This window comes from Methanosarcina mangrovi, from assembly GCF_052057765.1.
Taxonomy (GTDB): Archaea; Halobacteriota; Methanosarcinia; order Methanosarcinales; family Methanosarcinaceae; genus Methanosarcina.
Genome location: NZ_CP195120.1, coordinates 2,592,600 through 2,612,160 on the forward strand (window position 1 = coordinate 2,592,600; position 19,561 = coordinate 2,612,160).

Below are 19,561 nucleotides of genomic sequence, written 5' to 3' on the forward strand. Positions count from 1 at the left end.
TTAACATTTATACAAATTTACATCTTAAAAACCGGATTACTGTTGTTCTACAGTCGCGTACGAAAATCCCAATCATACTGGCAACTGAAGCAGCTTTTGAGACTCCGCACCCTGAAAGAAATGCATACAAGAATCCGGCAGAAAAAGCATCTCCTGCTCCGACAGTATCTGCAACTTCTACGGGTGTGGTTTTTATTTCCTCATAAACTCCATCCTGCGAGGTGAGCTGCAAGGTTAAGGGGATCACCTCCAGGATCGGAAGGGACTGTTGTGATGTAATGAGAGTTTTGAGAATATATTTACAATTAAAAAAATATGTCTTATTTTTTGTTGGCGTGCAGATCTCAACAACATGCCAGGCATAACAAAATGTACTTACGCATTTAGTATTATAATATTAGAACACGTGGAATAAAGAAAAACTTAATCGAAAATTAAAATAATAGAGGTGTATCTATGAATGGGGTTAAAAGAATGTGTAAAAAAGTCGCAAAAATAGCTTTTTGTGTTGTTATGGGCGCTGGTTTAATTGGTTTCGTTAAAGGCGTATGTGTAGGCTATTTAATTTGTCATCACAAAAATAAATGTGTTGACACGAAATAAAAAGTACTGATAAAGATGTCTAGGTTAAGGGTAATAGGGTTTCCTCTTAATCGAGTGGTTGGACCGCAGGTAGGGACTTGAGAATAGAGACTCAAAACCTTACTATCTACTTTTTAACTAATTTTCTGAATATCGATGTTAGATGTGCAATTTGATCTTCTTGATTTATATTCCCCTTTTCCCTTCCTTAAATAAGAAAATATAAAGAATGGGTAAAATACCTGCCGTATTCAAAATGAGTATGGCGATAAACCAGTATCTCTGAGATTCTCGTGCTGCCTTCCATAGAGCTATACCCTTCCAGAAAAGCTCCCACAGCACCAGAATTAAAATCAGGGCTGAAAATTGTGGACTTGTTTGAAGCAATGAGAAAGAAGTGTCTACCATTTTCCTCTCCGGAATACATGTTTTTTTAAAATTAAATAACTTCGCACATCTGTATTGTTTACACTGCTGTCTTCAAATTTCAGGACAAAAAGAATCCTCATTAAGTTTTTGGAAATTGTGTGGCAATTCAATTCATAATTGTTACAATTCATACAGTGCTCAAATATTTATAAAAATACAGAGATGCTAGAGTTACTAAGAGACTATCCGAAAGCCCTGTTCTGTACAAAAAAAATCATTTTTTATGCAGGGATATCAGGGATATATAGAGCCAAAAAAGAAGCGGTAATATCTGGATATGTACTGGCTTATTTATGCGTTCCGGGCCCGTTCTGTGGGCGCTATCCACACACATCGATAAGTACCTGGTGGAACGCTATTTCAAACAGGGAAGCGTGGCGGTGCTGATGGTCTTTACTGCGATCATCGCCTCTAATGTAGTGCAATGGATGGAATTTGAACCCACGAAATTCTTCTTTCTCAGATCATAGGGCTTGCAGGAAAGAAGCTCGCCGAATCTTCCAGTCTCTCAAGTCTATTGCAGCAAACTCACAGGAACAAAAAGAACGAGTTCGTGTTATCAGTTTATTTAGTATTGTTATTACCAATATTGTGTAACTGTAACTATCTATTTTCGTACCATATTTCTCCCAGTTCTTTCCTAAGCTCTTCCGAATACTCCGGCACCGACCCCGGTTTTGATGCAACATAAGTCCCAAGCATGATGGCAACTGAAGCGGCTTTTGAAACTCCGTACCCTGAAAGAAAGGTATACAGGAATCCAGCCGAAAAAGCATCTCCTGCTCCGACTGTATCTGCAACTTCGATGGGTGTGGCTTTTATCTCCTCATAGACTCCATCCTGATAGACAGCTGCTCCCTCAGGCCCTTTTGTTATGCAGATTACTGATATTTTCGGGTACCTGTCCGTAAGCAGGCGGCAGAGAGTTCTACAGGCATACGTGGTGCCGAAAAGCATACCTGAAATTTTTGCTGCCTCTTCTTCATTCATTTTAAGGATTGTGCAGTGTTCAAGGGAAGATAAGATCCATTCCTTTCTGTAGAATCCGGCTCTCAGGTTTACATCGTAGAAAAAGTGTTTTGCTTTTATTTCCGAAAGCAGCCTTTTCAGCGTCTTCCTGTTTTCTTCCGACCTCTGGGCAAGGGTCCCAAAGCAGAAAACGTCCCATTCTTCAGCTGCAAGGGCTTCAAATTCTCTTTCATCCGGGGTAATCGCGTCCCAGGCTACGCCTTCATTAATTGTGAAAATAGGGATTCCTTCGGCTTGTAATTCTACGGTTACGGTCCCTGTAGGTCTCTTTTCATCAAGCAGGATATACGAAGTGTCAACTCCCATCTCTTCAGCCCTGGAAAGGAGAGTTTTGCCAAGCTCATCCTTTCCGACTGCGGTGAGCACAGCCGGTTTTGCTCCCAGTTTTGCGAGGTGGGCTGCAAGGTTAAGGGGGGCACCTCCGAGATGGGCGGTGCCTTTGATGATATCAAAAAGGGCTTCTCCGAAGGTGAGAGCTTTCATATCATTAACTGGTTTTACAGCTTTATTTCTGTTTTGCACTTTTCTGTTTTGCACTTTTCTGTTTTGCATTTTCGGATGCGGGTTCTTTTGCTTCAGGCATTTTTTCGCTTTAAGGTGAACAATCCTGCAAGCATCGCCAGAAGAGCAAATAAAGTTCCTGGGCCCGGACTTTCAGGATTCCGGGTATCGGCTTCTCCTTTCAGGCCGGCGGTGTCCTGTCCGTCCTGCGGGAATTGCTGGGCTTTGTCTTGATTTGCCTGCTGGTTCTGCCCGGTTTGCACCGTACCCTGCTTTGAGATTGGGATGAAGCCTGTGTCAGGTGCCCTATCGTAAATCGTCCTTCCGAATTTGTCGGGGTCAATGTGAACCTGGCCGATTCCGGTCTTTACTTCGTCTCCTGCAAGCCATTCCCTGCTCTGGTCGGTAAGGGGGATATCGGCTTTGCTTGGCACAAGGGCTGTTTCAACGTAGATGTCCATATTGCCTTCATCTTGCAGGAACTCAAGGGGAATGCTCAGGTACATACGGTTTCCTTTCATGCTGATCAGATGTCCGGCATCCCTTACGCCGTAGGTCCCGGCCACGTCCCCGAAAATATCCGCATCCAGTTTTCCGTTGTAAAGGGAGTATACGAGCATATATTCGGGGAGGGGGGTTGTCCCCTGGTCGGTGTCGAAAAATATGGTAGTAATCGCCCCGTCGTCAAGTTCGAGTTCGGAGTATTCAATTGTCAGCAGCATGATATTGTCTGAGTATCCGGCTTCGACCAGGGTGAGGTCATCTCCGTCATAGCCAAAGCCTGTAGAGTCCCCGGCAGGATCGTTGATCTCTACGGGATTTTCGGTATATGTCAGCAGGGGGCTTAAGCTCCCGGTCCCGGTATCCAGCGCTCCTTTCCCAAAGTCAGGGACCTGTTCCATTTCTTCGGAGAGGGAGCTATCGACCGTAAAGGAGTCAACAACGAGGTTGACTTTTCCGTCATCAGAACCTAGAAGCCCTAACGGAAGCCTCAGAAATACCTGGTTTCCGGAGGGTATGAGCATTGCGTCGTTGTAGGGTACGCCCAGGGAAATACCTCCTGTTTCCGTATATCCCGTCCGGGTCAGATCTGATTCTTCATTTTTAATCTTCAGGCTCGCATCCGTTCCGAGCATGGGCCCGATCGTATAATCAATGCGGTAATCTATTCCAAAAGAGGGAGGTGCCTGTTCCGTATTCGTAAAGCCTGTTGCTATATTCTGATCCGAATCGATGAAAATCCAGCCGTTTATGTCTTCTCCATAAAAGCCGCTTCCGGACTCAACATCATTCTCATAAGTTAACAGCAGGTCAAGGACTCCATCATGTGCCATGATGTCAACTCCTGTGATGTCCGCACCTTCCGAATCTCCCGTTTGATCCTGAAAACTTCCATCCGGACTCCCGGTTGGGCCCGGAATGCTGAGTTCTCCTGTTTTTGTGTTCAGGACTCCATAATCAGGGGCCCGGTCAAAAAAGAGGGCCTTTATGAGTTCGGAATGGCTGGCAACAAAAAGATCCATGTCCCCATCGTCGTTGCCAAGCATACTGAGGGGGAGCGTAATAAACAATTTGTTTCCGGAAATAGAAAGTGTGGTTTCGCTTACAGGATCGTCATTTAATGCAGCAGAGATAATAGGGTCGGAATAGATTATGCTCATAACACTGAAGGTGTAAACGTAGTCTGCCCCTATCCCTTTATTGTAACCTGTCCCGGAATTCCTATCGGTATCAATAAAGACTGCTCCTGCACAGTCTTCTCCCTCGAGGCTTTCTGCAAAGCTAATTTCGACATAAAGATACCCGTCTCTGACCTCACAGGCAAGCTCCGTAATGTCAGGATAGGAAAAATCTCCCATCGGGTCCGTTACACCTGCGGCCTGAACCGAAGCTGAGCCCTGAATTAAAAACAGAAGTAATGCAAAAAGTACATAATTTTTTGTCCGGTAAACCCTCATTTTCAACCCTCATTATCCCTTACTTCAGATATCCCGATTTACTGCTGTTATTGATGTTTGTAAAAATTTAGCTCTGATTAAAATTTACTTTTCCTTACAATCTTTCATTACGTGTGCTTCGTTTAGTATACTTCAGTTCGTATAATTTTTCAGCTTATATTTCTTCAAGAAACTTTAAAAAAGTACCTCTGTTATTACAAGCAGAAAGTTTCTTTAACCCTGGAAAAACAGAGCAACCCTCCAGGAAACTTTTTCCGAAATCCATTCTTACTGCGGGGAAACCGTGAGGCATCATATGTGAGAGCTCATATACATCATCCAAACACGCTACCTTAATTTTTATTAGAAACTGCTTTATACCTTTCAGACCTGGAAGAACCTGCAAATTTCCTTCGAAATTTCTCTCGATATTTCCCCGAAATTACCCTGAAAAAAACACCGTTAAAGCTCACCCTGTAAAAACTGCAGATAGGAGAGGACCGGGATACGCGAACACAGCAGCTTTCTGGGCACTGAAAAAGTGGGTAAACTTCTTTTCAAGCTCTCAGCCCCTTCCATAATCGGGATGCTTGTTTATGCTTTTTACAACGTAGTCGATACTATCTTCGTTGGCAGGGCTCTCGGGGAAGAAAGCGTTTCCGGAATCGGAGGGCTTGTGATAGCTTTTCCGATCCACATGCTGGCAATGGGAATCGCAATTGGGCTCGGGGTAGGAGGGTCTTCGATCGTTTCAAGGGCTCTCGGGTCTAAAGAACTGCATAGGGCTGAAAAAGCCCTTGGGACCGTGTTTTTCCTGGGAGTTCTTCTTGGGCTTGCTTACTCCCTTATAGGGCTTTCCTTCATAGAGCCGCTGCTGAAACTTTTCGGAGCAACTCCCGGAATCCTGCCCTATGCACGGAGTTACCTTGAAATAATAATGGCAGGTTCGGTTGTTTTTACTCTCGGGATCGCAGCCGAAGACCTTGTAAGAGCCGAGGGCAACGCCCGCTATGCAATGTTCGGAATGCTCCTGGGGGCCGGCCTGAATATGGTGCTCGACCCTGTTTTCATTTTCGGGCTTGACATGGGAGTCAGGGGAGCTGCTATTGCAACGGTTCTTGCCCAGCTCGCGTCCACCGTATTTTTATTGCGTTACTTCCTTGCCGGAAAAGGCTCGGTTGCCTTCAAGCCTGAATTTCTGGTCCCGGACTCCGCCATCTCAAAAGAAGTGGTGGCAATAGGCATCGGTCCCTTTATTGTTGAAGCTTCAAACAGTGTCATGATGATTTTTGTAAACAACGCCCTTGCAACTTACGGAGGGGACGTCTCAATTGCAGCCTTCGGGATCATCCACCGCCTGCTCCTGCTAATCTTCCTGCCGATGCTCGGGATTTCCTTCGGCCTCCAGCCCATAGTGGGCTATAACTACGGCGCAAAACAGTTCTCAAGAGTGGTCGAATCGGTTAAGGTCGCCCTGAAAGTCAGCACTCTCTTTTTCCTTCCGGGTTTTCTGGTCATGTTCCTCTTTCCGGCTCCAATCATCCATATCTTCAGCCCTGATCCCGAACTAACAGCCACAGGAACCCGGGCCATGCGGATTGTGGTGCTTATCCTGCCCTTTATAGGTTTCCAGCTCGTAGGCACAACCGTGTTTCAGGCCCTTGGAAAACCAAAACCCGCTTTTTTCCTGTCTCTCGCAAGGCAGCTCCTGTTCCTGCTGCCTCTGGTGCTGGTCCTGCCGAGATTTTACGGACTGGACGGAGTCTGGGCTGCGTTTCCCATTTCGGATTTTCTGGCCTGCGTGCTGGCTGCGGGATTGCTGGAGAGGGAATATCAAAAGTTTAAGAAGAAGGAAAAGAAAGAGAAAAGCTGCAAATTGGGCCTGGAAATTGAGGCCTGATCTGCTAAGAGGTTTTGACAAATAAATTAATAAATAAATACATAAATGAAGAAAAGGTTATCTGGCACTCATATCAGGCTGCATTATCCCGAATATATTTTTTTCCGTGTCGAGACAATATGCAAGCCAGCCTACACCGGGTATGGATCTCTTTTCCCTGGTCACTTTGCCTCCGTGCTTCTGTATCTGATTCAGGTATGTATCGATGTCCGGGACGTCTATTGTGCAGATATAGGTGCTTATCGGAGTGTCCAATCCCGGTTCTCCTGCCTGTCTTCTCATCAAACCGCCATTTATTCCTGGCTCTTCCTGTTTACCGGTTGTTATGCTCCAGTATTCCATGGGACCTTCCCACTTCTCTATCTTCCAGCCGAACACATCCTCGTAGAACCTTCTTGCCCTTTCAATATCTTCTGCACGTATCTCGAAATGAATAACTCTTGGCGTTATAAATACCCCCTGTTATAATCAGATGGGCTGGATGGTATTTATATATTAATTTAGGCTTTGCTTTTTCAGACATTTATTTTCTCAACTTGAGAGAGTAGAAAGAAAAAAGATAAATATTCCGATAGTTATGACCAAAATGCGAACTAAGGATAGTTTAGAGACAGCCTGCAAAAAGCAATATTTTTCAGACTGTTCTGAAAGGGTCTGCCTACGTCCGGGGACAAAAACGACGTAAAATGATAATCTTTTTGGGATATTCAAATCTTTTGGGATATTTAAATAAGTTTTTTGGTCTGCAGGATGACCGTTACAGTCATTTCATGGGACTTTCACAGTCACCCGTATACTCTTCTTGCTTATACCGGGTTCGTTATTCTGTTTCCGTGAAACTGATCCTGAATGTAGTTCCACCGTTCTTCTCCATTTCGATTGTACCTTCCAGCTGTTCTACAAGGGTATTTACCAGCTGCAGGCCCAGCGAATCGGTATCCTTGAAGTCGATGTTTTCAGGAAAACCAGACCCGTTGTCCGAAACAACCAGTGAATAAAGGTAACTGTTGCTAATTAAACTTCCTCTATAATTATTACTTGTGATCCTGCCTATGTTTTTATTTTCACTGATCTCCTTCCGGCAGAGTTTTATCCGGATTTCCCCTTTTCTTCCTGCGGGGAAGGCGTGTTTCAGAGCATTGGAGACAAGTTCGTTGATAATGATTCCCAGAGGGATTGCCGTGTCCATTCCCATGAATGTATCCTCTGCCTCCAGTTTCAGCTTTACGTCCTCTTTCCTGACCGTATACGAGCTGAGAAGGTCCGAAGTCAGCTTCCGGAGATAGGCTGAAAAATCAAGGGTCTCGGTATCCCCTGCCCTGTACAGCTCTTCGTGGATAATGGCCATGGACGCCACGCGGTTCTGGCTTTCCCTGAATGCCTCAATAACTTCCCTGTCTTTAAACTTATCAGCCTGAAGTTCAAGAAGGCTGGATATTACCTGGAGGTTGTTCTTGATCCTGTGGTGGATCTCTTTCTTGCGGATCTCCTCGGTCCTTGCAAGGGCTTCTTCTGCTTCCTTTCTTTCGGTGATGTCGTAGATTGAGCCCTGCACAAGCACGGGTTTTCCCGATTTGTCGGAAATGTTCTGGACTATTTCGCGGACCCAGCAAATGTTCCCGTCCTTTTTCCTTATCCTATATTCCCTCTCGGTACTGGCCCCTGGAACCATTCTCAATTTTTCTGCGTCTTCAAGAACAGATGGCAGATCTTCGGGATCGATTATGTGGTCCCACCTCAACCCCCCCGGATAGAAGTCCTCTTCCCTGTACCCTGTTATTTCCTCAAGAGACCCGTGCATGAAAATAGCAGTGAAGTCCATATTCCCCTGGAAGGCGATTCCTTTGAAGTTCTGTATAAATGAGCGGTATTTCTCTTCGCTCTCCCGTACTTTTTCAAGGGAATGCTTGATCTGCGTAATGTCTTTATTTGCCCCGAGCATCCTGTATATGCGCCCGTTTTCATCCTTCAGGAATACTCCCCTGTTTTCCACATAAAGATAGGTGCCGTCCTTCCTTTTTAACCTGTATTCCTCACAGTACTTTTCTCCCTTTTTTAGGCACCTGTTATACGAAGCGACCGCTCTTCTGCGATCTTCCGGGTGCAGGAGTTCTTTCCAGTCCCGCAGGCTGCTTAATTTATTGAATTCTTCTTGGTCGTAATCCATGAGCTCTTCAATGGATCCTCTCCAGCCCATTTTATCTTCCGGGATGTCATAATCGTATACCAGCTGCCCGGTCTGCTCGGCAACGATGCGGAATTTTTCTTCGCTTTTCCGCAGTTCTTCCGTTGCAAGTTTCCTCTCGGTGATGTTTTTTATCACCCCGATCATCCGGTATACTCTGCCCTCTTTGTCTCTCAAATAAGTTCCGCAGTCTTCCACATAAATATAGTCCCCGGACTTTCGTTTGAACCTGTATTCCTGAGAGTAACTCCCTCCGATCTTGAAAAAATTTCTAAAATACGTGACTGCTTTTTCATAGTCTTCAGGGTGGATATGCTCTTTCAAGAGCTCACCTGCCGTAAGCTTGTGCATTTCCTCACTTGTATAACCGCTGATGTCCTCAACGGCTCCTGCCCATTTAATGCGGTCTGAAGCTACATCGTAATCGTATACGAGCTGTCCTGTCTTTTCTGCTGCTATGCGGAACCTTTCTTCGCTTTCCTGAAGTTTTTCTGCGGCAAGCTTTATGGGAGTGATATCTTTTATTACCCCGATAGCCTTTCGGATCTGCCCCTTTTCGTTTCGCAGGTAGACTCCGCTGTCTTCTACGTGGAAGTAGTTCCCGTCTTTCCTCCTGAACCTGTATTCCACCCGGAAGTGACTGTCTTTTTCCCGGAATTTTTTGAGTTCTGCAAGGATCCTTTTCCGGTCTTCGGGGTGGACATGCTCTGCCCACATCTTCCCAACGGATTCCCGGAATTCCTCTATGCTGTAACCGGTAATTTCCGTGATAGCGCCTACCCAGATAAGCACGTCATTTATGTGGTCGTGTTCAAAGACGATCTGACCTGTCTGTTCGGCAGCTACCCTGAAGCGTTCTTCGCTTTCTGATAGTTTCTTCTGGGCAAGCTTCTTCTCCTCGATATCTTTGATGACCCCGATTGCCTTACAAATGTCCCCGTTCCCGTCTTTCAGGTAGGCTCCCTCGTCCCCAACGGTAACATAGCTTCCATCTGCCTTTTTGAGCCTGTACTCTTCAAAGAAATCCCCTCCGTTTTTTCTGCACCGTTCATGTGCCTCCGTCACCTTTTCCCGGTCTTCGGGATGGATCAGCCCAAGCCAGCCGCTGGCGGTGATTTTCTGGAATTCTTCAAAGCCGAATCCTGTTATTTCGGGGATTGCTCCAGCCCATTCAATTATCCCTTTCCTGTAATCATCATGGTACAGGACCTGTCCGGTATGTTCTGCAATAAGGCGGTACCTTTCTTCACTTCTTACCAGTTTTTCCAGGGCATGTTTCTGTTCCGTTATGTCCTTTATGACCCCAAGCATCCTGTATATGCGGTCCCGGTCATCTTTGATGAGAATCCCTCTGTCTTCCACATGGAAATAAGTCCCGTCCTTTCTCCTGAACCTGTACTCCTCACGGTACTTTTTCTCTTCTTCCAGGGCTCTGTAGTGGGCCTCTACCGCTCTCTTCCTGTCCTCAGGATGGATGTGTTCGGTCCAGCATTCAAAATCGAAGTCCTCGAATTCTTCCTTAGTGTAACCGGTAAGTTCCTCTATGGCTCCTGCCCAGTCATTTTTACCGGTTTCGATATCGTAATCGTATACCATCTGCCCTGTTTGTTCTGTGGCGATACTGTACCTTTCTTCGCTTTTCTCAATTTTTTCCTGGGCAAGCTTTTTTTCGCTTATATCTTTTATTATCCCGGCAGCCCTGTAGACCTTCCCATCCTTATCTTTTATGTAAAAGCCGTTGTCCTCTGCGTAGAAGTAGCTGCCATCTTTTCTCCTGATCCTGTACTCTTTACAGAAATCTTCCCCTGTCGCCAGGCATTTTTTGTAGGTCTCAACAGCCCTCTGGCGATCTTCCGGATGGAGGTGTTCGGCCCAGACCTCAGGGACAAATTTCTGGAACTCCTCATAACTGTATCCCGTCAGTTCTTCGATAGCCCCTTCCCAGGTACTCCGGTTTGTCCTCAAATCATAATCATAAACAAGCTGTCCTGTCCTTTCTGCAACTGCCCGGAACCTTTCTTCACTTTTCTCAAGGGTTTCCCGGGTTGTTTTCTTTTCACTTATATCTTTTATTACACCAATAATCCGGTTCATCTGACCTTTTTCATTTCTAAGGTACACGCTGCTGTCTTCCACATGGAAATAGCTCCCATCCTTTCTCCTGAACCGGTACTCTGCGAGATATTTCTCTCCTGTTCTCATGCATTTTTCATGGATTTCCCAGGCACTTTCCACATCTTCTGGATGGATATGGTCCCTCCAGCCTTCCAGGTCTACCTGCCTGAACTCTTCAGGGCTGTATCCGGTAAGCTCTTTGATTGCCCCCTCCCAGTCAATTTCCCCTGTGCTGAGATCATAATCATATACAAGCTGCCCGGTCTGCTCGGCAACGATGCGATACCTTTCCTCGTTTTTCCGGAATATTTCTTTCTCAGTACTCCTCAGTTCGGTTATGTCCAGCATTACGGCAACCATGTTGTTTGTTTTTCCTTCCTCATCGAGAAAAGTCGCCCTGTTCACCAGATAATCCTTTTTTATCCCGTCGGCACAAACCAGCTCTTTTTCACAGGTATCGTTTCCCCCTTTTCTGAGCAGTTTCAGGTCCTGCTCATGGATCTCTCGGGGGACTTCGGAAGAATTTGTCCTGCAGATATCGGAGAGTCTCTTGCCTATGATTTTCTCTTTTGGCAGTCCCATGACCTTTCTGGCAAAGACCTCATTGCATCCCATGTACCTGCCCTCACCGTCCTTGTAGAAGACCGGGGCCGGGATTGTATTCAAAAGGATCTCAAGAAATTGTAAATTGTTTCGAAGAACCTCGCCAATTTTTTTACTCTCTTCAATTTCTTCGGTAAGTTCTCCGTTTGCATTTGTGTATTCCCGGGTTCTCTTTTCAACGAGCTTATTAAGTTTCACTTGATCGCGCCTCAGTTTTTCTTCCGCTTCCACCTGCCTGCTTATGTCAAACCCGTAAATGTTTACGCAGCCCTCTTCGGGGTGGGGGGAGAATCTCGCGGAGTAAATCTTTTTTCCTGCAGTAAGCTCAAGGTATTCCGGACTTTTTAGAGTAAGCACTCTCAGGACGCTGTGCCTGAGAGCTTGAGGGAGTTTTTCCTTTTCCCGGACTCCCCAGTATTGCAGCAAAGGAAAAGCAGCCCTATTGGCATAGACTATTGAACCGTCTTTTTCCACTCTCAGGAAAGGATTCGGGTCATCGGAAAGAAACTGTCCAATTAATTGTTCATCTCCTTCCCTTTCGAGCTTTCTGCTGTCTTCGAAGCTTTTAGAGTCCCCCATTTTCCTCACTTTTCTGCTCTTGTTTCCTTTCTTTATGGAATTAGCCCTTTTGCCCTTTGCTCAAAATCTCCGGCTAAAATTAGTTTATACAGGATTACTCTATTTCCACTGTTAAGCTTATTTGTTTATTTTTAGTTTGATACTCCGGAAGCCTTTCATTTAAAAATGCATACATTTGCGCGTTATGCATCCATTATTTAAAAAAGTATATGATGCGTGTCGAATATTTATAGAATTACGGGGTATTCCCGTTCAAACCAGAAGAGTGACTCATTAACTCTCCATTCATTTTATCGTGATTTAATTTAAAAATTGAGTGTTCTTTTTTGAATTTTAAGTTCTTCTAAAAAGAACACGAGCTAATTATGCGAGATTAAGCCTCATTTTTTCCAATGACACAGGCAATTGAAGCGGCTTTTGAAACTCCGTACCCTGAAAGATAGGTATAAAGGAAGCCTGCAGAAAAAGTGTCTCCGGCTCCGACTGTGTCTGAAACTTCTACAGGTGTGGTCTCGATTTCTTCGTAAACTCCTCCATGGTAAACAGCAGCCCCCCTGGGCCCTTTTGTTATGCAGTTAACTGAAATTCTTGGGTAGCTTTCCGTAAGCAGACGGCAGAGAGTCCTGCAGCTGTGAGCGATGCCAGAAAACATGCTGAAAATTGCTGCAGCTTTTTCTTCATTCAGCCAGAGGATCGTGCAGTTCTCAAGGGAAGAGAAGATCCGTTCCTTCTGTAGAACCCGGCCCTCAGGTTTACATCTTAGAAAAAATTTCCTGCCTTTATTTCCGAAAACAGCCTTTGCGGTGTCTTCCTGTTTTCTTCCAACCTCCGGGCAAGGGTTCCGAAATAGAAAACATCCCATTCCTCAGCTGCAAGGGCTTCAAATTTCCTTTCATCCGGGGTAATTGCGTCCCAGGCATCGCCTTCATTTATCGTAAAAACAGGGACTTCCTTCGGCCTTCAGCTCATAAACGGCATCCCAATTCGGGAAGCGAAACTCGGAAACCAGAGTACAATTCGGGATATAAACCAGGCAGTAGCAGATGACCAACAGGAAGCCTGAACGCAAAAAAATAGTTAAGGAAAAGTTATCTGGCACTCATATCAGGCTGAATTATCCCGAAAATGTTTTTTTCCGTATCGAAGCAGTATGCAAGCCAGCCTATGCCGGGTACGGTGCTCTTTTCCATAGCCACTTTGCCTCCGTGCTGTTTTACCTTATTCAGGTATTCATCTACATCCGGAACATCTATTGTGCAAACATAGCTACTTATTATAGTTTCTTCTCCCGGTTCTTTTCCCTGCCTTTTCATTAAACCGCCGTCGATTCCGGGCTTCCCTTGCTCACCGGTTGTTATAATCCAGTAATCCATGGGACCTCCCCACTTCTCTAACTTCCAGCCGAAAACATCCTCGTAGAATTTCCTTGCCCTTTTGACATCTTCTGCGTGTATCTCGAAATGAATAACTCTTGGCGTGATAAAACCCCCTTAAAGTTAGACGGCCCGGATGATATTTATAAATAAATCCAGGCTCTGGTTTTTTTGGACATGTGCCAGTTCTGTTTCAGATATTCGGGCTTTTGTACTGGATTCGCTTTCACCTTCGGCTTTTACCAGTACTCCCTCTTTCGTTTCATTATCATATACAGGAACAGTGGAGCGCCCATGAAGGCAGTTATTGCTCCGACAGGAAGAATTATTGGAGCCAGAACTCTTCTTGCTACAAGGTCCGCGCTGATCAGCAGTAATGCACCGAAAAGGCCGGATACCGGAAGAACGAACCTGTTATCGCCTCCTATGACAATGCGCGTGAGGTGCGGGGCAACCAGGCCTATGAATCCTATCGTTCCCGTAAAACACACAATACATGCGACCAGCAGGGTTGTGACCGCCATCAGCATGATCCGGGTACTTTTGACATTCACACCCAGACTTGCTGCGGTTTCGTCTCCTGCAGCCATAATATTTAGGTCAAGAGACTTTATCATAAGCAGGAAGAAGCAGCATGCAAGGGTGGCAGTAATAATGGTAACCTTGACCCAGGAAGACCTGTCAAGGTCTCCGACTGCCCAGAAAATTGCTTCTTTTACGGCTTCCGCTTCGCCGAAGTATTGAAGGATAGTTGTCATTGCACTAAAAAGATACATCATCGCAATGCCTGCCAGAATCATGGTTTCAGGTGTTGCACCTTTTCGGTTTGATAAGCCCAGGATTATAAAAGAACACAACAGGGCGAATAAGAAAGCATTGCCTATAACAAGATAATCTCCCCCGATGATGCCCGAACCCGTAAGGATTGCAAGGGACGCCCCGAAGCCGGCTCCCGAGGATATACCAAGCGTATAGGGACTTGCAAGCGGGTTTTTGAGGATTGCCTGCGTTACACAGCCTGCAACCCCAAGCCCGAAACCTGCAACAATTCCCATGAATATGCGGGGAAGCCTGAGGTTCCATATGCATACGTCTGCAAGCGAACTGGACGCAAAGTAAGCCGGAAAGAACCTGTGCAGTACTGCGGAATAAGTTTCCCAGAGGGAAAGATTTGCAGACCCTAAAGAGGCTGATATGCCTGCTACGAGGATTATCGAGGCTAAAAGGAAGAAAGTAAAGAATATTTTTCTTCCGATGAACTTCTTATATTGTATTTTAACTTCTTTTCTAGTCAAAGTATGCTGTTTTGTTTCCAAGGATACACATCCGGTGCAGTAGACAATTTATTACCTTTTTTAATGGACAACTTATTGTATTTTTTAATAGACAATTTATTGAATTTTTAATAAGCAGGTTTTGGAAGCGGCCTGATGTCAGGGAGAAGTCCGAAATCAGGAAGCAGTCTAATATCAGGAAGCAATCTAATATCAGGAAGCAGTCTAATATCAGGAAGCAGTCTAATATCAGGAAGCAGTCTAATATCAGAGGCTGCCTGGCAGAAAGAAGTAGTCTGAAATCAGGAGGAGGCCTGGTGACAGGAAGGAGCCTGACGGCAGAACAGTCTGTCATAAAGCCAGCCCCAGAGCAAGAATCATTAAACCGGTCAGTCCAAGGCGCAGCCCTGCACTTACCGAGATTATTTTCAGGCTCAGCACGGGCCCGAAAATTCCGGAATAATACGGGAGCCTGTGTGTAAGGATATACCGGGTACTGACCAGCAGGTTCCCTGCAAGTAAGGTTAACAAAGCTAACTTAAAATCCAGAACCTCAGTATCCATTAAATCCGCAACCGTGACGTATGCTGCAGTGGGATTGGCAACTACCAGCGGAATAACTGCCAGAGCTTCCGGAGGCAGCGGTATCCGGCCGGGATATTGAAGGGCATCAAATGCTCCCAGATCGATAAGCACAAAGACAAGAATGCTCACAGGAAACGCAACAAGCACAATTCGTTTTAAAATTTTCACCGAATTGAGCACACTCTGTTTGAGAGCGGTCCTTATGGCCAGTTTCCGGTCTTCGGTTTTCCGGTCTCCGTTTTTCCCGTATTCGGTATTCCTGCTTTCGGTTTCAGCCTCAAATTCGCAGATATTTCGGGTCAAAAACGTTCTCCCGGCAAGAAATACGATAAGAGCTACTATTGTGCCGTTCAATACGAATAAAGAGAGATAGGCAATGCCCACCGCCCCGAGGACCGGTACGATCGTCGGGGAGATATAAACAAGGCTTTCGTAGATAGTCTGAGGAAACCAGGTTGCAACGGTCGCCAGCATAGTTTCTTTCTGGTCGATCTTCCCCTCGCTGTAAAATTCCGAGATCATTGCTACGGCTGCGATTGGCGAACCAAAAGCGGTCATAAATGCGATTCCCGAATGGGGAGTGAAATGTGCTCCGTACAGTACCGGTTTCATCACCGGGAACAACCGATCAAAGATCCCGAACTCGACTGCAATGCTCTCTAGCAGTACACCGGTTACCGTGAAAGGGAAGACCGATATCCAGAGCTCAACTGCGCGGACTACCGAAACGAATAGGGCTTCCGAAACAATTAGCATGGCTTCCAGAACAATTGAATGGTTATGCTTTCTCTCCTTCCACCAGCATCATTTTATTGAACACTCTGACCGACACATTCACAAGCCCTGCCGCTTCAAACATACCGATAACCTCTCCAGGGTCAGCCCCGTTGTAAAAGGGCAATTCTTTTCCGATCTCCTTCCCGAAGTGATGGTCTCCGGGATGGGAATGTCTGGAAGGGATATCGGTCAGGACTTTACCTCCGGGTTTTGTCACTCTGGCCCATTCTTTAAATGCCGAGCCCGGATTTGCCAGAGTCCAGATCAGGTGTCGGCTGACAACCGCGTCGAACTGCTCGGATTCAAAGGAGAGATTTTCTGCGTCTTCCACCACAAAATCTACGAAATTTCCGGTCCTTTCCATCTTCGTTCTTGCCTTTTCCAGTTTGCTGGCTGCCCAATCCGCTCCTGTCACCTCGTATCCCAGCTCCGCCAGCAGTAACGCTAAAAATCCGGTGCCGGTTCCCATGTCCAGAATCTTCAGTTGCTGGTCGGTTCCCAGGAGCTGGGTAATCACCTCGGTCCAGAGTTCCCTTTCTTCTTCGGAATGTACTCCATGGGCTGCAATGGCATCATAATCGTGTTCTGCAGCGTCCCACCACTCTCTTATTTGCGGTTTTACTTCCATGTCTTCTCACCTACGTCCATAATTGTAAAAGTTGCAGTCATTACCTTTTTGTCATACAGTCCCTTCGCACATTTTTCAGGGTCCCTGTACCCTACTTTGAACATCCATTTCCCGCCTTTTTCGAGTTCGATGTCAACAATGCCTTTCTGATCGGTTTTCCCTTCTATAGGGTTTTCCCGATTGCCGGTGTGTATCCCATAAACGGTTGCATCAGGCAGTCCATGCCCGTCATACAATACTTTCAGCAGAATGTGTTCTCCGACCTTATACTGCCTGTATCCCAGCGGAATTATCTCCAGTTCGTGCCCGATTATCAGATCAGACTCTGTCTGATAAATCCCTTTTACCTGACAGTCTCCGACCTGACAACCCCCTGTCTGAGAATTCCCCTGACATACCGGAAGGATGGTCTTCGTATACTGCTGGTAATACTTCGGACCTTCCAGGCCGGGATGTGACAAATTGAGGATTCCGCCATCGTATTCCACTCCAATGGTATGGTACCCTGCAAAAGCCGGTATGAATTGCATCAATAAATGATCCGATGCAGCGCTGACCTCCACGGCACGATTTTCTCCCCAGGCACTGAAGACTGCAGGAGTCACCTTTTCGACCTGAACCGCTTTGTCGCTTTTCATATTGTGGCCGAAACAAAGGTCACACGCCACAGGATCTCCGGGAGAAATATGCTGCATGCCGTGCTCAACCCATATCTCATGCCCGCGTACGATATCGGGAATATCCTCAAGAAGGAGGGAAGAAAAAGTTTCTTTCCGGGAAGCTTTTTGCACCATAGTTCCTCACTCCGGAAGAGGATAAGCCCAGGTTCCGACGACCTCGAGGTTATGGAATTTTTTGAGGTATTCTTTGTGGATTTCTGCCGGGTCGATGTCTTCAAAAAGCTCAGGATGCATGCATTTGGCAAAGTAGATGCGCCCTATTACCCACCTGGGCCCGCCGATTACGTCCCTGTCAATCAGGTAGACATGATTATTTTTCACAGCATTAACCTTCTCGAAGCCCGGCCTGTCTGATAGGACTTTTGCCAGCAAGTTTTTCATATCCTCTTCCGTTTTTCCAGGCCCGCTGTCATAGCCGTTCATCAGGTCCGCAAACATGAAGTCAGGGTTTTGATCTATCACCCATTCGGGGTCTACTTCAACGGAGGTTCCGTCCAATCCTGCAGCGATATTGAGCCCTCCAGCTCTTTCAGCCGCTCGACCTGCACTGGGATCATCCGGAGTTATCACCCACCATTTTTCAGTTCTCTCAGACATATACTCATAATAGAAAGTTGGCATGTCGTCGGATTTCAGGTCTTCGGTGCGTTCTTTTACGAGATCCTCATACTCCTGCATCCAGCTGAGGAGTTCGTCTGTCTCATTTTTCTTTCCCAACACATAACCCACGGTTGTCAAGTCCGAATTTATGTTTTTTTGAGAGGAGATACCCATCACAACAACAGCCGTATTCGGAAGATTTTCAGCTACAGTGTCGGCATTTTCTGCTTGCCATAAGGGCAGAAGGACTATATCGGGTTTGAGGGTCAACACCATTTCGTAATCGACCGATTGACCGTGCATTCCAACCTCAGGAAGATCTAAAAGTCCAAACTCTGACATACGTTCATGAAAAGCTCTGTCCACCCCTACAATCGTATCTCCTGTTCCGAGAGCAAGAAGGGTTTCCGTAGTACGGTAATCAGTGGGAATGATGTTTTCTACCGGCAGTGCCACGTTTACCTGCCTGCCAACCCCGTCAACAAGCGTTAGTTCTTCCGCTTTTCCAAGGTTGATAAGCTCAATTCGGGTTACATCAAGCATATCGATGCTGTTATCCCCTGTGGCATCCGCAAACAGTGTCCGATTGCCTGAGCCCAGAATGATGCTTTCGGTGTACTCCACATCCTCCATATCTATGGTTCCGTCTTCGTTCGCGTTTCCTAAAATGCTGAGCGTGATATCCGATGCGGACGCAGTTGATGTCAGAAGAAGCAAACCGATGATTACTCCGATAGGGATTTTTGTTTTCATGCTGTTCACCTCTGTCCGCTCCTGACAAGATAGATAGCCGTGGTCAAACCTGCAAGAGTGAGCACTATCTCAAACCCGGGTGCGGCTGTCTGTGTGTCTTCAGCTTCGGCATCTCTCAGGTCCGCATTGATACCGCTGGTTTCAGAAACTCCCCAGTCCGTATCGATACTCTTAGCTTCGGTATCTCCGAGCAGGCCGTCGGAAATATGGAGTCCGCCTTCTCCGTCGCCAATAACCTCAAACTTGATGCTGGCAAACTGTCCCGAATCGCTTACTCCGTTGACCCCTTCCAGGTTAAAGATCACCCTGACTGTTTCGCTGTCAACAGAGCGCCATTGCACAGGTATTTCTGTTTCTCCTATGCTCCCGTTTTCGACGCCGACAACTTTCAGGACATCCGGGTTGAATATGAGGTCAAATTGCCCCGCATCAAGGTTTTCAACATTTTCGACGTTTACGGTTGCATAAACCGTATTTCCGTTCACCAGCTCAGGCGTGCTTAAACTGACAGTTGCCTGCTGCGCCTGGCCCGGAATTGCCGCAAATACCAGAACCAGCACGGCAAAGCAGGTCCCAAGCAGGAAACTTCTCTTCAATTCCTTCCATGAGTTTTTTTTCATCCGATCACCCTTTGAACCCTTCAAATACAGCTATCTCCAGACAGATAGTGAAATACCGGTCAGGACTCTGCAGCTGAATACCAGACGTCACTATTTTGCGTGCCAGATAGGCGAATTCACAGACGTGCCGCTGTATCCAGAAAGAGTACAGCGCCCGGTATAAGTGATGAATTCTATTCCATCCCGGCACGCAGGGATACAGGCAGAGAAAACTGCACTTTTCCCGTTTTTCTCTCAAATGGCAAAGATTTTTGATTTCTTTGATATTACTAATTTTGAAAAAAGTATTAATAATGTGAGATATTAAGCTTCCGATTTAATCTCATATTTACACTAAATTAGCTTTAAGTAATACTAATTCGTTATTTAATTTCACAGATTATTATCGGATTTTGTTGAATCGGAGGCGTC

Annotated in this window: 16 protein-coding genes; 2 read left to right on the forward strand and 14 right to left on the reverse strand. The window is 46.0% G+C overall.

Annotated elements, in window-relative coordinates:
* Positions 1 to 7: 7 nt before the first annotated feature.
* Positions 8 to 232 (reverse strand): PfkB family carbohydrate kinase, encoded by a 225-nt coding sequence (locus ACSAZL_RS11535; protein ID WP_440944800.1) that lies wholly within the window; start codon positions 230 to 232, stop codon positions 8 to 10.
* Positions 233 to 456: 224 nt separating this feature from the next.
* Here ACSAZL_RS11535 and ACSAZL_RS11540 point away from each other — a divergent pair, with 224 nt between their 5' ends.
* On the forward strand, positions 457 to 603 hold the full coding sequence (locus ACSAZL_RS11540) for a hypothetical protein (RefSeq protein ID WP_440944801.1): 147 nt from the start codon (positions 457 to 459) through the stop codon (positions 601 to 603).
* Positions 604 to 768: 165 nt separating this feature from the next.
* On the opposite strand, the gene ACSAZL_RS11545 is transcribed toward ACSAZL_RS11540, so the two are convergent.
* From ACSAZL_RS11545 to ACSAZL_RS11555, 3 genes are all read right to left on the reverse strand, one after another.
* On the reverse strand, positions 769 to 990 hold the full coding sequence (locus ACSAZL_RS11545; protein WP_440944802.1) for a DUF5652 family protein: 222 nt from the start codon (positions 988 to 990) through the stop codon (positions 769 to 771).
* A 624-nt stretch (positions 991 to 1,614) separates the two neighbouring features.
* Positions 1,615 to 2,562 carry a carbohydrate kinase family protein gene (locus tag ACSAZL_RS11550; protein ID WP_440944803.1) on the reverse strand — a complete coding sequence of 316 codons (948 nt, stop codon included), beginning with the start codon at positions 2,560 to 2,562 and terminating at the stop codon, positions 1,615 to 1,617.
* Between the two features lie 53 nt (positions 2,563 to 2,615).
* Positions 2,616 to 4,499 (reverse strand): hypothetical protein, encoded by a 1,884-nt coding sequence (locus ACSAZL_RS11555; protein WP_440944804.1) that lies wholly within the window; start codon positions 4,497 to 4,499, stop codon positions 2,616 to 2,618.
* A gap of 520 nt (positions 4,500 to 5,019) precedes the next feature.
* Here ACSAZL_RS11555 and ACSAZL_RS11560 point away from each other — a divergent pair.
* On the forward strand, positions 5,020 to 6,378 hold the full coding sequence (locus ACSAZL_RS11560) for an MATE family efflux transporter (protein ID WP_440944805.1): 1,359 nt from the start codon (positions 5,020 to 5,022) through the stop codon (positions 6,376 to 6,378).
* Between the two features lie 57 nt (positions 6,379 to 6,435).
* Here the strand turns inward: ACSAZL_RS11560 and ACSAZL_RS11565 are convergent, their stop codons facing one another.
* The 10 genes from ACSAZL_RS11565 to ACSAZL_RS11610 form a co-directional block, all read right to left on the reverse strand.
* A complete protein-coding gene (locus ACSAZL_RS11565) occupies positions 6,436 to 6,828 on the reverse strand; it encodes a VOC family protein (protein WP_440948841.1) in 393 nt (130 codons plus the stop codon).
* Positions 6,829 to 7,198: 370 nt separating this feature from the next.
* A complete protein-coding gene (locus tag ACSAZL_RS11570; RefSeq protein ID WP_440944806.1) occupies positions 7,199 to 11,860 on the reverse strand; it encodes a PAS domain-containing protein in 4,662 nt (1,553 codons plus the stop codon).
* Between the two features lie 373 nt (positions 11,861 to 12,233).
* Positions 12,234 to 12,722 carry a carbohydrate kinase family protein gene (locus tag ACSAZL_RS11575; RefSeq protein ID WP_440944807.1) on the reverse strand — a complete coding sequence of 163 codons (489 nt, stop codon included), beginning with the start codon at positions 12,720 to 12,722 and terminating at the stop codon, positions 12,234 to 12,236.
* Positions 12,723 to 12,948: 226 nt separating this feature from the next.
* Positions 12,949 to 13,341, reverse strand: a complete 393-nt coding sequence (locus tag ACSAZL_RS11580; RefSeq protein ID WP_440948842.1) for a VOC family protein — start codon at positions 13,339 to 13,341, stop codon at positions 12,949 to 12,951.
* A 131-nt stretch (positions 13,342 to 13,472) separates the two neighbouring features.
* Complete coding sequence (locus tag ACSAZL_RS11585; RefSeq protein WP_440944808.1) at positions 13,473 to 14,528, reverse strand: FecCD family ABC transporter permease; 1,056 nt, start codon at positions 14,526 to 14,528, stop codon at positions 13,473 to 13,475.
* 330 nt (positions 14,529 to 14,858) lie between these two features.
* Positions 14,859 to 15,848 (reverse strand): hypothetical protein, encoded by a 990-nt coding sequence (locus ACSAZL_RS11590; RefSeq protein WP_440944809.1) that lies wholly within the window; start codon positions 15,846 to 15,848, stop codon positions 14,859 to 14,861.
* Positions 15,849 to 15,870: 22 nt separating this feature from the next.
* Entirely contained in the window at positions 15,871 to 16,497 is a 627-nt protein-coding gene (locus ACSAZL_RS11595) for a class I SAM-dependent methyltransferase (protein ID WP_440944810.1), read from the reverse strand.
* On the reverse strand, positions 16,488 to 17,291 hold the full coding sequence (locus tag ACSAZL_RS11600) for a DUF4198 domain-containing protein (protein WP_440944811.1): 804 nt from the start codon (positions 17,289 to 17,291) through the stop codon (positions 16,488 to 16,490). Before ACSAZL_RS11600 ends, ACSAZL_RS11595 begins: the two co-directional genes overlap by 10 nt.
* Before the next feature lie 6 nt (positions 17,292 to 17,297).
* Positions 17,298 to 18,530: an ABC transporter substrate-binding protein gene (locus ACSAZL_RS11605; RefSeq protein ID WP_440944812.1), complete on the reverse strand. Its 1,233-nt coding sequence runs from the start codon at positions 18,528 to 18,530 to the stop codon at positions 17,298 to 17,300.
* 5 nt (positions 18,531 to 18,535) lie between these two features.
* Positions 18,536 to 19,150, reverse strand: a complete 615-nt coding sequence (locus ACSAZL_RS11610) for a cohesin domain-containing protein (RefSeq protein WP_440944813.1) — start codon at positions 19,148 to 19,150, stop codon at positions 18,536 to 18,538.
* Positions 19,151 to 19,561: the final 411 nt, after the last annotated feature.

Coding starts and splice junctions, on each gene's coding strand:
- ACSAZL_RS11540 (WP_440944801.1), top strand. CDS start 457: ATGAATGGGGTTAAAAGAATGTGTAAAAAAGTCGCAAAAATAGCTTTT.
- ACSAZL_RS11545 (WP_440944802.1), bottom strand. CDS start 990: ATGGTAGACACTTCTTTCTCATTGCTTCAAACAAGTCCACAATTTTCA.
- ACSAZL_RS11555 (WP_440944804.1), bottom strand. CDS start 4,499: ATGAGGGTTTACCGGACAAAAAATTATGTACTTTTTGCATTACTTCTG.
- ACSAZL_RS11570 (WP_440944806.1), bottom strand. CDS start 11,860: ATGGGGGACTCTAAAAGCTTCGAAGACAGCAGAAAGCTCGAAAGGGAA.
- ACSAZL_RS11575 (WP_440944807.1), bottom strand. CDS start 12,722: ATGGGATGTTTTCTATTTCGGAACCCTTGCCCGGAGGTTGGAAGAAAA.
- ACSAZL_RS11590 (WP_440944809.1), bottom strand. CDS start 15,848: ATGCTAATTGTTTCGGAAGCCCTATTCGTTTCGGTAGTCCGCGCAGTT.
- ACSAZL_RS11595 (WP_440944810.1), bottom strand. CDS start 16,497: ATGGAAGTAAAACCGCAAATAAGAGAGTGGTGGGACGCTGCAGAACAC.
- ACSAZL_RS11600 (WP_440944811.1), bottom strand. CDS start 17,291: ATGGTGCAAAAAGCTTCCCGGAAAGAAACTTTTTCTTCCCTCCTTCTT.
- ACSAZL_RS11605 (WP_440944812.1), bottom strand. CDS start 18,530: ATGAAAACAAAAATCCCTATCGGAGTAATCATCGGTTTGCTTCTTCTG.
- ACSAZL_RS11610 (WP_440944813.1), bottom strand. CDS start 19,150: ATGAAAAAAAACTCATGGAAGGAATTGAAGAGAAGTTTCCTGCTTGGG.